Here is a 12696-nt window from a genome sequence, read left to right on the forward strand (position 1 = left end):
GCGGGCACCGCGCAGGTTGCGCGGGCCGGGAGCCGCGCGGCGCAGCGAAGCGGCCTGCCGCATGGCCCGGATCATGGCGGCCGTCTCCGCCCGCCGGACATCGGTCATGCCGGGAGCCTCCAGGTGTCCGTCAGGGTCCAGTTCATAGCGTGCCCAGCGCGCCAGGGCCGTATCGTGCCGCGACATCACTTCGCGCCAGGCGCGCCGCCTGCCGGCCGGACTGGTCTCGGACCACTGCCGGCGGACGTACAGCGTGGCCGGAACGGTGCAGGACAGGGTGAGCAGGATCAGTACCGGCGCGGCCGCCGGATAGGCCACCGCGGCGATCAGCACCACTGCCGAGGCACAGCACAGGCCCGCGAAACCGTACCAGAACACGGCGTCCAGCCGCTCCTGCCGGCGCAGGGCAACCCCGATGGCCCAGGCCGTCAGCGCCACGGTGCCCGCCGCCAAGGCAGCGGACAGCCCGAGCTGTGCGTAGTCCGCCAGGCTCATTCCGGCCTCCTGCCAGCCGATGACTCCTCCGGGCCGGCTGCCTGAGCAGGTGCCCGTTAAGCCATTGCAGTCCTGCCCGGGCGGCAAGTCAATGGGCGGTGCGCGCTGGAGCGCGGCGGCCGTCCCGCTCCCTCAAGGTCCGTCTGAGGACCCCTTAAGAGGCCGGCAATTTAAGAGGCCGGCAACGAAGGAACCGCCGGACCGAGGACGGAGTCCAGCTGCTTCAGCCGGAGCTTCCGGGGAAGGATCCGCAGGGCGGTGTTGCGCGCCTTCCGCAGCCCGGGACGTTCCAGCTGGGCCAGCCGTCCCACCATCCGCGACCGGTTGACGATTCGGGCGGTGCGGGGGACCCGCTCGGCGTCGTAGGCCAGCAGGCCCTCCTGGACGCTCCCGTGGGCGGCCAGGGCGTCCGCCAGGGCCACGGCATCCTCGAGCGCCTGACAGGCTCCCTGGCCCAGGAACGGCAGCATCGGGTGGGCGGCGTCCCCCACGAGCGTGGCCGAGCGGCCGGACCAGACCGGTTCCGGCTTGCGGTCGAAGAGTTCATGGGCCATGACTGCCTCTTCCGGGGTGCGGCCGATCAGCTGCGCGATGCCGTGGTTCCAGTGCCCGAAACGGTCCAGGGCCATGGCCTTCAGCGTAGGCAGGGAAGAGCTGCGGAACTCCGCATTGCTGATGGTGCCGTACCAGTAGATCCGGTTCCCCTTCAATGGCGAGATGCCGAAGACCGCTCCCGGCCCCCAGGTCTCGCCCCAGGGCAGGGCCGCAGCGTCCGGGCCCGGGGCCGGGCAGACAGCGCGGAAGGCGGTGATGCCCGCCGAACGCGGGGCCGAACCGCCGATCAGCGTCCGGCGGACCAGCGAATAGAGGCCGTCCGCGCCGACGACCAGGTCCGCGCTCTGCTGTCCGCGGTTCTCCAGCACCACCGTGCTGGTCCGTGCGTCGGGCTCGAAGCGGGCCACCGCAAGCCCGCGGTGGACGGTGTTCACGGCCAGGGCCCCGGCCAGCAGCGCCGTGAGGTCGGCGCGGTGCACCGTGCGCACGCTGCGGCCGTAGCGGTCCAGGACCTCCGGCTGGTCCAGCTCCAGGATCGGCCGGCCGTCCAGGTCCAGTGCGCCGCCCCGGACCGGCAGGGAAATCCGGTCGAAGGCCTCGCGCAGCCCGAGCCGCTCCAGGGCGGCGGTGCCGTTGGGCCAGATGGACAGGCCGTTGCCCGGCGCGGCGGCCGAGCCGGAGCGCTCGATGACGTGCACTTTCCAGCCGGTGCTCTGCAGCGCCAGCGCGGTGGCAAGACCGCCGATTCCTGCTCCGACAATGATTGCCGACCGTCCCGAAGTAGCCATGGGACCCATACTACTGGCGCGCCGAGACCCGCCGGCACCGCGAATGCGGAAGAGGCCCCCGGACCGGCGTTTCCGCCGGCCCGGAGGCCTCTTCTTCCACTGTCGGGGTGACAGGATTTGAACCTGCGACCTCGTCGTCCCGAACGACGCGCGCTACCAAACTGCGCCACACCCCGCGAAGACGGATTCCGGAAGGGTTTTCCTCCGTTCCGTCGCTGCGAAAGCAACTGTATAAGAGTAGCCGAGGAACCAGCCAAACCAAAAATCGGCAGGCTGTGACGCTTGCCTCACGGTCCGGTCTGGTGCCGGCCGCTCAGGACGGCCTGGCTACCAGCGACAACAGGACCGCCTCGGGGCGGCAGGCGAACCGGACAGGGGCCATCCGGGAGGTGCCGATGCCGGCCGACACGTTCAACGGCACGCGGCGCCCGCGGTGCTCCCACCAGGTCAGGCCGCGGGCACGCCAGGTGGGCAGGTCGCAGTTGCTGGCCAGCGCGCCGTAGCCGGGCAGGCAGACCTGGCCGCCGTGGGTGTGGCCGGCGAGGATCAGTTCGGCGCCACCGGCCGTGAAGTAGTCCAGGACCCGCTGGTAGGGGGCGTGCGCGACGGCGATCCGCAGGTGGGCGGCCTGGCCGGCGGAGACGGACCCCCTGGGGAATCCGCTGTACCTGTCGCGCTGCAGGTGCGGATCGTCCACGCCGGTGAAGTCCAGCCGCAGCCCGTCCACCACGATCGACTGGTGCCGGTTGGACAAATCGATCCAGCCGCAGCTGCCGAAGGCCGCGTGCATGCGGCGCCACGGCAGCTCCCGCGAGCCGTGGTCCGCGGACAGCGTGGACGGGCCGGCAAGGTAGGCGAAAGGATTCTTCGCCACGGGCGCATAATAGTCGTTCGAACCGGGCACGAAGACGCCGGGAACCTGCAGCAGCGGGGCCAGCGCGTCCAGCAGCGGGGCAACGGCCTGCCGGTGGCTCAGGTTGTCGCCGGTGTTGACCACCAGGTCCGGTTCCGTCTCCGCCAGGGACCGGAGCCAGCGCTGCTTCCGCTTCTGGCCGGGGACCAGGTGGATGTCCGAAAGGTGCAGCAGCTTCAGCGGCCGCCGCCCGGGCGGCAGGACGGCCAGCGTCTCCTCGCGGAGGCCAAAGAGATTGCGTTCAATCAGGGAGCCGTAGGCCAGTGCTGCGGCCCCGGCGGCCGCGGCCTCGGCGGCCAGCCGGCTCGCGCCGGCCAGCCGCCGGCGGATCCTTGCGGCATCCATGCTCAGTCGTCGTCCTCGTCGGAGCTGTTGCCGTTGCCCCGGCCGTTGCCGTTGTTTCCGCCGTTTTCGTTGCCGGTGTCCTGCTTCGGCGGGCTCGGTGGCGTGCCCCGCATGCTGTCGGGCACGCTGCCGAAGGATCCGGTGGGGTAGAGCGGGGCGACGGCACGCATGTAGTCCGTCCACTGCGCGCCGGCAATGGTTGCGCCGTCCACGTAGTCGCGGGCCACGCCGTTGATGGCCACACCGTTCATCGACGTGTTGGTGTGCCAGTTGCCCACCCACGACGCCGTCGAGATGCCCTTGGTGTAGCCGACGGTCCAGGTCTGCTCGGAGGCGTCCGTGGTGCCGGTCTTGGCCGCCGCGGGGACGCCGATCGGATGCATGTAGCCGGGACTGTTGTTGATCAGGTTGGTCAGCGGGATGCTCACGGCCGCGGCGACCTCGGGCGAGATGGCCTGGTCGCACTTCTGCTTCGGGACCTTGTACTTGTTGCCCTGGGCGTCCTTCACCGAGGTCAGCGCGATCGGCTCGCAGTACTGGCCGCCGCTGGCGAAGGTGGCAAAGGCCGCCGCCATGGTCAGTGGCGAGACTTCCTGGCCGCCGATGAGGAAGGAGGGGTTGTTCACTTCGAACGGCTTGCCGTCCACCGCACGGTGCACGCCCATCCGGGTGGCCGCGTCACGGATGTCGCACAGGTCCAGCATGGCCGCCTGCGCCACGGTGGCGGAGTTCACCGACCAGGTCAGGCCCTGGCTGACAGTCATCATGCGCTGGTAGCCGGGCAGCGCGTTCTTGAAGTCCCAGGCCTGGAAGTAGGCGTTGTCCGGCAGGCAGCTGGCCCGCCACGGGTAGCCGGCCGGGTAGCTGGTCCGCCGGGCATCGATGGTGGCATTCAGCGAGCGGCCGGATTCCAGCCAGGCCACGGTGGTGAACGGCTTCATGGTCGAACCAGGCTGGAAGCCGTAGGAGGTGCCGCCCATGTCCGCATCCACGTTGAAGTTCAGCTCGGTGTTCTTGCGGCCCTTGGCCGGGTTATAGACGGTGTTCTGCGCCATCGCCAGGATCTTGCCGGTGCCCGGCTCCACGGAAACCATCGACGAACCGGCCCCCGAGGGATCGCCCATCGGGACCTGGTTCTCGACCTGCTTCTGCGCCTCCTTTTGGAGGCGCGAATCCAGCGTCGTCTTAATCTTCAGGCCACCGCGGGCCAGCAGCTTGGCGCGTTCGTCGGCGTTCTTGCCGAAGGCGTCGGACTGCATGATGACGTGCTTGACGTAGTTGCAGAAGTAGGCGGCAAAGTTGGCGGCCACGCAGCCGGACCGGACCGGCTTCAGGTCCAGCCCCAGCCCGGAGGCGGCGGCCTTGTCGTATTCCTTCTGGCTGATCTTCTTGTTGTGCAGCATGGCCGCCAGCACGATGTTCCGGCGCTCCTTGGTGGCTTCCGGGTTCGTGACGGGGTTGAAGTAGTTGGGCGACTGGACCATGCCGGCCAGCATCGCCGACTGCGCAATGGTCAGTTCGCTGGCGTGCACGCCGAAGAAGGTCCGGGCGGCCGCCTCGATGCCGTAGGTCTGGCCGCTGAACAGCACGATGTTCAGGTACCCCTGCAGGATTTCCTCCTTGGAGTATTTCTTCTCCAGGGCGATGGCAAGCTTGGCCTCGCGCAGCTTGTCCCCGATGGACTTGGTGCCGCTGATGGTCAGCTCGTCGGCGGACTTTCCTTCGGAGGCGCCGGCATCGATCAGGACGTTGTTGACGTACTGCATGGTCAGCGTGGAGGCGCCCTGTGTCCCGCCGCCGGCCATGTTGCTGAGCGCGGCGCGCATGATGCCCTGGGGGTCCACGCCGCCGTGTTCGTAGAAGCGCACGTCCTCAATGGAGACGATGGCGTCCCGCATGTGCTGGGAGACCTTGTCCAGCTTGACGGGTACGCGATTTTCGGCATAGAACGTGGCAATGAGCTTGCCGTCGGCCGAGTAGATCTTGGAGCCTTGGGATAGCGGGCTGGTGTTCAGCTCGGCCGGCAACTTATCGAAATATTCGATCGAGGAGGTGGCGCCGACGCCGGCGACCGCTGCCGCCGGGACCAGCAATCCTGCTGCCAGCACACCGCAGAGGGCACTGATGCCAAGGAAAGCGACTATCTTTCCCAGCGTTGTCGCAGTGTCGAAGAACGGTGATTTACGAGGCGCCATGCGCTCCAGTTTACAAGCTGGGGTTAGGCTTTGAGGCATGACCACATGGGAATACGCCACGGTCCCACTGATCGTGCATGCCACAAAGCAGATCCTCGACCAGTGGGGGGAGGACGGCTGGGAGCTCGTCCAGGTGCTCCAGATGCCCGGCACCACCAACATCGTCGCCTACATGAAGAGGGAGAAGCAGTAGCATGACCCAGCCTCGGAACGTCTCCGTTTCCGCCGTCGAACAGCGCCTGGCTGACCTCGGCCTGGAGCTTCCCCAGGTGGCGGCTCCGGTCGCCGCCTACGTGCCCGCCGTCGTCTCCGGCAACTACGTCTACACCTCGGGACAGCTGCCCTTCGTGGACGGCAAGCTCCCGGCTGCGGGCAAAGTCGGCGCGGCAGTATCCGCGGAGGAGGCCGCCGCACTGGCGCAGACCTGCGCGGTCAATGCCCTCGCCGCCGTCAAGAGCGTGATCGGGGACTTGGACCGCATCACCCGGATCGTCAAGGTGGTCGGGTTCGTGGCCTCCGAGCCCGGATTCACCGGCCAGCCCGCGGTCGTCAACGGCGCGTCCGAGCTGCTCGGCAAGGCGTTCGGCGAGGCCGGAGCACACGCCCGCTCCGCCGTCGGCGTGGCCGTGCTGCCGCTGGATTCCCCGGTCGAGGTAGAGCTGATTGCCGAGTTCAGCTAGCGGTTCGCGGCACTTGTTCGCGCTGCCCCCGGATCAGCTGGGGGCAGCGCGGAGCTGGCTCGAGCACGGGGAACGGGCCCCCCGGATGCCCCGCCTTGCCTCCTCCGTGGTGCTGGTGCGGGACAGTCCCCGCGGCGTGGAAACCTACCTGGGCTACCGGTCCGGCAATTCACCGCTGGGCACCGTTGCCTTTCCCGGCGGAAGCATCGAGGCCGGCGACAACGACCCCCTGACCTGGTATGGACCTTCCGCGGCGAAGTGGGCGGAGCTGCTCGGGCTGGCGGACCACCGGCAGGCCCGCGCCCACGTGGTGGCTGCCATCCGCGAACTGTTCGAGGAGACCGGCGTGTTGCTGGCCGGACCGGACGAATCCTCGCTGGTGGAGGGCCCGGCGGGGGAGGAATGGATGAACGCCCGCGAGGCGGTCGCGGCCCAGGAAAAGAGCTTTGCCGAAATGCTGGACCGCCGCGGTCTGGGGTTGCGTACCGACCTGCTCAAGCCGTTGTCCAACTGGCTCAGCCCGGACTTTGCGCATCGGCGCTTCGACACGCGCTACTTCGCCGCGGCCCAGCCGGTTAGCCAGCAGCCCAGCCTGCTGGCCAGCAAGGGGGTCTGGGCCTCCTGGGTCTGCGCGCGCGAGATCCTGCAGGAGCGGGACACCACCGCACTCGGTGACCTGGTGGGCCAGCCGGACACCCGCGGGCTGAACCTGGAGCAGCTGACCAGCCCCGCGGTGGAAATCATCCTGGAAAAGATCGCGGCCGCCCGCGGCACCATCGCCTATCTTTCCCACAAGCGGCCCGTGGTGAAGTACCACCCGGAGCTGGTGCTGGTGGAAGGCGCCCCGATGCTTGAGGTGGTGGCCAACTTCGCCGCGGAGGACGGGGCAGCCCAGCGCAGCCGCTGAGGCAGCGCCCGAATGTCCCGGCCGGCGGACAGACGGCGGCGGCCACCACAAGGTGACCGCCGCCGGAGGGGAGAGGGCCTGAAGGGCCGGGCTCAGCGTGAGCGCTGGCGCAGCCGCTGGATGTCTAGGATGACGACGGCGCGGGCTTCCAGCCGCAGCCAGCCGCGCTGGACGAACTCGGCCAGCGCCTTGTTGACGGTTTCGCGGGAGGCTCCGACCAGCTGCGCCAGCTCTTCCTGGGTCAGTTCGTGCGCCACCAGGATGCCGTCGGTGGCCGGGCGGCCGAAACGGTCCGCCAGGTCCAGCAGCGCCTTGGCCACACGGCCGGGCACATCGGAGAAGACCAGGTCGGCGAGCGAGTCATTGGTGCGGCGCAGGCGGCGGGCCAACGCCTGGAGGAGCTGGGCGGACACCTCGGGGCGGGTCTCCAGCAGCGCGCGCAGGTTCTCGTTCTTCAGGCCGGCCAGCCGGGTCTCGGACACGGCGGTGGCCGAGGTGCTGCGCGGGCTCGGATCGAACAGGGCCATTTCGCCGAACAGCTCGCCCGGGCCGAGGATGGCCACCAGGTTCTCGCGGCCGTCGGCGGCGGTGCGGCCAAGCTTGATCTTGCCCGAGATGATGAAGTAGAGCTGGTCGCCCTGGTCGCCTTCACGGAACACCGAGGCGCCGCGCGAGAGATCCACCTCGGTCAGTTCGTCAGTCAGCGCTGCGAAGACATCGTCGTCGAGGGAGGCGAAAAGGGGTGCGCGGCGTAGGATCTCGGTGTCCATAAATTCTCCTGGTTCTGTAACAATTTCAGTCATGTCGGCTGGCCTCAGCTCAGGCACTGGTACCTATTTTGCCGTATGTAAAGCGGGTGTGACATCTTCCACAGATGTTAAGCCGCAGGGCAGCATGCGCCAGGGCCTCCGGAGCGGAGAAGCCCGGAAGCCCTGGCGCGTTGTGTCGAAGCTCTACCGTGACAAACAAAGGCGCTGCCCGGCAAATTCCCAGCAAGCGGCACTACACTGGGCATGATCCCCGGCGTATCCGTAGCAACCACCGTTGCCATGCGTGCCTGCCGCTTCCAGCCTACGGAGATAGCTTGCTTTTTGGTCTGACCCTACTGGACATCCTTCTGCTGCTGGTGCTGCTGTCCTATCTGGTGGCGGGCCTGCGCAAGGGGTTCCTCGTGACCCTCGGCGGCGTGATCGGCTTCGTGGCGGGGGCCGTGGCGGCGTTCATCTCCATCCCCTTGGTGAGCATGTGGGTTCCGGATGCCGGCTGGCGGCTGACCGCCATCATTGCTGTCGCCGTGCTGCTGGTGATCCTGGGCCATGCCATGGGGTCGGGCATCGGTGCGGCCATCCGGCGCCGGCTGGATTTCGCGACGGTGAAGCCGCTGGACCGCTTGCTGGGCGGAGTGGTCAACGTGGTGGTTTCGGCCCTGGTGATGTCCATGCTGGCGTTCAGCATCGCCAGCCTGGGCGTTCCTTTTATTTCGCAGCAGATTGCCGCCTCCCAAGTGATCCGCGCCATCGACGGGGCCACACCGGAACCGGTCAAGGCCTGGCTGGCGCAGATCCGGTCGATTGCCGTGAAGGATGGCATCCCCCAGGTGATGCACGAGGCCGCTCCCGCCAGCCCGGTCCGGGTGCCGGACGGGAGCACCGACACCGCGGCACTGAACCTGGCGGCGGAGTCGGTGCTGAAGATTGCCGGTACGGCCTTCCAATGTGGCCAGAACCAGACCGGGTCCGGCTTTGTCATTGCCCCGGACCGGGTCATGACCAATGCCCACGTGGTGGCGGGCGTCAGCGAACCGGTGGTGGAGATCCCGGACGGGCGGGTGCAGCCGGGCCGGGTCGTTTACATCAACCCCGCCAAGGACGTGGCGGTGCTGGCCGTCGACGGGCTGGACGTGCGTCCGCTGCCGGTGGCGTCGCACGATCTGGCTGCGGGTACGGACGCGGCGTTCGCCGGCTATCCTGCAGGCGGTCCGTTCCAGAGCGGGCCGGCCACGGTGCAGGGCCGGTCCACGGTGCTGGTCCAGGACATCTACGGCACGGAGCGGTCCCCGCTGGAGGTCTATACCCTGGCGGCCAATGTGCAGCAGGGCAATTCGGGCGGCCCGCTGCTGGATGCCGACGGCGAGGTGGCCGGCCTGGTCTTCGCCAAGTCCACCGCGAACGTGCCGGTGGGGTACGCCCTGGCCCTGGAGGAAATCCAGCCGGTCATCGAGGCGGCCGCCGGCTACCAGGACGCGGTCCCCGCCGGGCAGTGCGTGCAGAAGTAGTGCGCCCTTACAGCCGCTCGGCCAGGTAGTTGAGCGCGAGCTTGTAACCGGTGATGCCGGCACCCACGATGACGGCATCCGCAACGCCGGAAATGTAGGAGTGGTGGCGGAATTCCTCGCGCTTGTGGATGTTGCTGATGTGCACCTCCACGACCGGCAGCATCACCCCTGCCAAGGCATCCCGGATGGCCACCGAGGTGTGGCTGTAGCCGCCGGGATTGATCACGATCCCGGCGGCACTGGCCCGGGCGCCGTGGATGGCGTCAATCAACTCGCCCTCATGGTTGGACTGCACGCATTGCACGATCCAGCCATGCCCGGCCGCGGTGTCTGCGGCCAACTGCTCCACGTCCCGAAGCGTGGCGGAACCGTAGATCTCCGGTTCCCGGCTCCCCAGCAGGTTCAGGTTGGGGCCGTTGAGGACCAGGATCGTGGTGGCCGTTGCGTTCTCTTCGGTCGGGCTCGATGAAGTCATGGCTTAACTATGCCCCGGCCGGGTCGGCACGGCGCATCCGCCGCGCGGCGAATGCGCCGTGCCGACCGACCTGCTCAGCCCTTGAGGCTGCTGGCGATTTGGGCCATAACGGTGTTGTCGGCCAGGGTGGTCGCGTCCCCGGCCTCGCGGCCTTCGGCGATGTCCTTGAGGAGGCGGCGCATGATCTTGCCGGAGCGGGTCTTGGGCAGTTCGGGCACGACGAGGATCTTCCGCGGCTTGGCGATCGGGCCGATTTCGGTGCCCACGTGGTTGCGCAGCTCGGCCGTGATGTCCTCGGCGGACTGCCCGGCGGCGCCGCGCAGGATGACGAAGGCGACCACGGCCTCGCCGGTGGTCTCGTCCGCGGCGCCGACGACGGCGGCCTCGGCCACCGCCGGGTGGGAGACCAGGGCGGACTCGATCTCGGTGGTGGAGAGGCGGTGGCCGGAGACGTTCATCACGTCGTCCACCCGGCCCAGCAGCCAGATGTCCCCGTCCTCGTCGCGCTTGGCGCCGTCGCCGGCGAAGTACATGTTCTCGAAGCGGGACCAGTAGGTGTCCTGGAACCGCTGCGGGTCGCCCCAGACCCCGCGCAGCATGGCCGGCCAGGGCTCGCGCACCACCAGGTAGCCGCCGTGGCCGTTGGGCACGGATTTGCCCGTCTCGTCCACCACGTCCACGGCGATGCCGGGGATGGCCGTCTGCGCGCAGCCGGGCTTGGTCTCGGTGATCCCGGGCAGCGGGGCGATCATGTGCGCCCCGGTCTCGGTCTGCCACCAGGTGTCCACGACCGGGGCCTGGTCGGCCCCGATGACGCGCCGGTACCACATCCAGGCCTCGGGGTTGATCGGCTCCCCGACGGAGCCGAGCACGCGCAGGGAGGACAGGTCGTATTGGGCCGGGATGGCCTCGCCCCACTTCATCATGGTGCGGATGGCGGTGGGGGCGGTGTAGAGGATGGAGACCTTGTACTTTTGCACCAGTTCCCACCAGCGGCCCTGGTGCGGGGTGTCCGGGGTGCCCTCGTACATCAGCTGGGTGGCGCCGTTGATCAGCGGGGCGTAGGCGACGTAGGAGTGCCCGGTGACCCAGCCGATGTCGGCGGTGCACCAGAACACGTCGGTCTCGGGCTTGAGGTCGAACACGGCCTGGTGGGTGTAGGCGCACTGGGTGAGGTAGCCGCCGGTGGTGTGCAGGATGCCCTTGGGTTTTCCGGTGGTGCCGGAGGTGTAGAGGATGTACAGCGGGTGCTCGGCCCCGTGCGCCACCGGGGTGTGCACCGGGGAGGCGGTCTGAACGGTTTCGTGCCACCACTGGTCCCGCCCGTCGGTCCAGTCCACCGGCTCGTTGTTGCGCCGCACCACCACGACGTTCTGCACGGTGTGCCCGTCGGCGGCCAGGGCCGCATCCACGGCCGGCTTGAGCGGGGAGGGCTTGCCGCGCCGGAAGGTCCCGTCCGCGGTGACCACCAGCTTGGCCTCGGCGTCCTCGATCCTCGAGCGCAGGGCCTCGGCGGAGAAGCCGCCGAAGACCACCGAGTGCACCGCGCCGATCCGCGCACAGGCGAGCATGGTGATGACCGCCTCCGGGATCATCGGCAGGTACACGGCCACCCGGTCGCCCTTGGCCACGCCGAGGGACTCGAACGCGTTGGCGGCCTTCTTCACCTCCTCGGTCAGCTGCGCGTAGGTGTAGGTGCGGGTGTCTCCCGGCTCGCCCTCGAAATAAATCGCCACCCGGTCCCCGAGCCCGTTCTCCACGTGCCGGTCCAGCGCGTTGTAGGCCGCGTTCAGCGTCCCGTCGGCGAACCACCTGGCGAACGGCGGGTTGGACCAGTCCAGGACCTCGCTGAAGTCCTTGTCCCAGGAGAGCAGCTCGCGGGCCTGCCTGGCCCAGAACCCCGGCCGGTCCGCCGCCGCTTCCTCATAAATGCCAGGCTGGGCCACGGCATTGGCGGCAAACTCCGGGTCCGGGGCGAACCGGCGGTTTTCGTGCAGCAGGTTCTCGAGCGCATCGCTCTGGGCGGCAGCCGACTGGCTTCCGTTGGCTTCGGACATCTGGGACCCCTTCATGGTGTCGCGACGGGCAAGGCAACATCGCACAGGGCGGTCGTGGCCACTGGTGCTGCTCACCACATTAGCGCGTGGACATGACATCGCGTGTTTGCCGTCACAATGGTGCCGTGAGCGGGCGGGATCGTGCGGCGAACGGTTTGCCGCCGGCCCCGGAGCGGCAACTAGTGAAGGTCCGGAACCTTTATTAGGCTAAAGACCATCGTCTAGTGCCGTGCACGGCTTACGAGGCAGCAAAGATCGGAGATGCAAGATGGCAGATCAGACAGTGGCCGCCGGAGGCGAGCCCAGCACGGCCCTGGTCGGGCCGTTCACCCTGCGGGATGTCGTCGTCGCCGTTTCGGTGGCACTGCTGTTCCTGGCCTCGGTCCTGCCCACCACCGTGCTCAGGGGGGTTGGCCTGAACCAGTGGAACTCCGCGAGCCTGTTCCATCTGGGTCTGAGCATCCTGCTGCCGGCGGCCGTCCTGGTGCTGTTTGTCATCCGCCGCGTGGCCCCGAAGACCAAGCTGCGCATCGGTTCGCTGTCCGTGGACCAGTTCGCGTCCGTGACGGCGTCCTTCGCGACGGCGTTCTACTTCCTGATCATGGTCAACGCCTTCAGCATCGGCGCCGTCGTCGGTTTCCTCGGCAGCCTCGGCTTGCTCACTGCCACCGTTTTCGCACCGTGGATTCCCCAGTTGGCGTCGGATTTTGCCGGCCGGCTCGAGATCCCGGCACATCCGGTGGCACGTGATGCGGTGCCCGCCAGGCCGAAGTCTGCGCTGCCGACCGCCGGCGCGAAGCCGGTGGCGGGTAGGCCGGCATCGGATAGCGTCCCTGCCACGGTGCAAAATCCGGCGGGTGCGCTAGCTGCGGACCTGCAGCATTCTTCCGGTCCCGGCAGTCAGGCCCGGACCGGCGCGACCGCTGCTTCCGTAACGGGCAAGGCGGCCGCCCCCATGGCGCCGGGAGCCGCGCCCGCCGCGGTCCCGTCCGATGGCGGTTCCCGGGTGCC

General features: G+C 68.6%; 11 protein-coding genes, 1 tRNA gene and 1 pseudogene. 5 read left to right on the forward strand and 8 right to left on the reverse strand.

What is annotated here, in order from left to right; all coding sequences use genetic code 11:
• From ACFQ36_RS15760 to ACFQ36_RS15780, 5 genes are all read right to left on the reverse strand, one after another.
• A partial coding sequence (locus tag ACFQ36_RS15760) for a hypothetical protein (protein ID WP_377015220.1) occupies nt 1-495 on the reverse strand: 495 nt, incomplete at its 3' end.
• 170 nt (nt 496-665) lie between these two features.
• Nucleotides 666-1838, reverse strand: a complete 1173-nt coding sequence (locus ACFQ36_RS15765; protein WP_377015221.1) for an FAD-dependent monooxygenase — start codon at nt 1836-1838, stop codon at nt 666-668.
• 102 nt (nt 1839-1940) lie between these two features.
• Nucleotides 1941-2014: transfer RNA gene (locus ACFQ36_RS15770), tRNA-Pro, on the reverse strand.
• Between the two features lie 137 nt (nt 2015-2151).
• Entirely contained in the window at nt 2152-3096 is a 945-nt protein-coding gene (locus ACFQ36_RS15775; protein ID WP_377015223.1) for a metallophosphoesterase, read from the reverse strand.
• A 2-nt stretch (nt 3097-3098) separates the two neighbouring features.
• Entirely contained in the window at nt 3099-5291 is a 2193-nt protein-coding gene (locus ACFQ36_RS15780; RefSeq protein ID WP_377015225.1) for a transglycosylase domain-containing protein, read from the reverse strand.
• 37 nt (nt 5292-5328) lie between these two features.
• Between ACFQ36_RS15780 and ACFQ36_RS15785 the strand changes: the two genes are divergently transcribed.
• From ACFQ36_RS15785 to ACFQ36_RS15795, 3 genes are all read left to right on the forward strand, one after another.
• Nucleotides 5329-5484 (forward strand): DUF4177 domain-containing protein, encoded by a 156-nt coding sequence (locus ACFQ36_RS15785; RefSeq protein ID WP_237822919.1) that lies wholly within the window; start codon nt 5329-5331, stop codon nt 5482-5484.
• Nucleotide 5485: 1 nt separating this feature from the next.
• The gene (locus ACFQ36_RS15790) at nt 5486-5971 is read left to right on the forward strand and encodes a RidA family protein (RefSeq protein ID WP_377015227.1); all 486 of its coding nucleotides are present in this window, start codon (nt 5486-5488) and stop codon (nt 5969-5971) included.
• 85 nt (nt 5972-6056) lie between these two features.
• Nucleotides 6057-6878: an NUDIX hydrolase gene (locus ACFQ36_RS15795; protein ID WP_377015229.1), complete on the forward strand. Its 822-nt coding sequence runs from the start codon at nt 6057-6059 to the stop codon at nt 6876-6878.
• Between the two features lie 92 nt (nt 6879-6970).
• Here ACFQ36_RS15795 and ACFQ36_RS15800 read toward each other — a convergent pair whose 3' ends face one another.
• A complete protein-coding gene (locus tag ACFQ36_RS15800; RefSeq protein ID WP_377015231.1) occupies nt 6971-7648 on the reverse strand; it encodes a Crp/Fnr family transcriptional regulator in 678 nt (225 codons plus the stop codon).
• A gap of 314 nt (nt 7649-7962) precedes the next feature.
• Between ACFQ36_RS15800 and ACFQ36_RS15805 the strand changes: the two genes are divergently transcribed.
• A complete protein-coding gene (locus ACFQ36_RS15805; protein WP_377015233.1) occupies nt 7963-9153 on the forward strand; it encodes a MarP family serine protease in 1191 nt (396 codons plus the stop codon).
• 7 nt (nt 9154-9160) lie between these two features.
• On the opposite strand, the gene aroQ is transcribed toward ACFQ36_RS15805, so the two are convergent.
• Together aroQ and acs are read right to left on the reverse strand one after the other, a co-directional pair.
• Complete coding sequence (gene aroQ / locus ACFQ36_RS15810) at nt 9161-9628, reverse strand: type II 3-dehydroquinate dehydratase (protein ID WP_377015235.1); 468 nt, start codon at nt 9626-9628, stop codon at nt 9161-9163.
• A 74-nt stretch (nt 9629-9702) separates the two neighbouring features.
• Nucleotides 9703-11685, reverse strand: a complete 1983-nt coding sequence (gene acs, locus ACFQ36_RS15815) for an acetate--CoA ligase (protein WP_377015237.1) — start codon at nt 11683-11685, stop codon at nt 9703-9705.
• A gap of 268 nt (nt 11686-11953) precedes the next feature.
• On the opposite strand from acs, the pseudogene ACFQ36_RS15820 reads away from it, so the two are divergent.
• Nucleotides 11954-12696, forward strand: a pseudogene (locus ACFQ36_RS15820) (hypothetical protein); the annotation flags it as partial.

Source organism: Arthrobacter sp. GCM10027362 (assembly GCF_042679445.1).
Classification (GTDB): Bacteria; Actinomycetota; Actinomycetes; order Actinomycetales; family Micrococcaceae; genus Crystallibacter.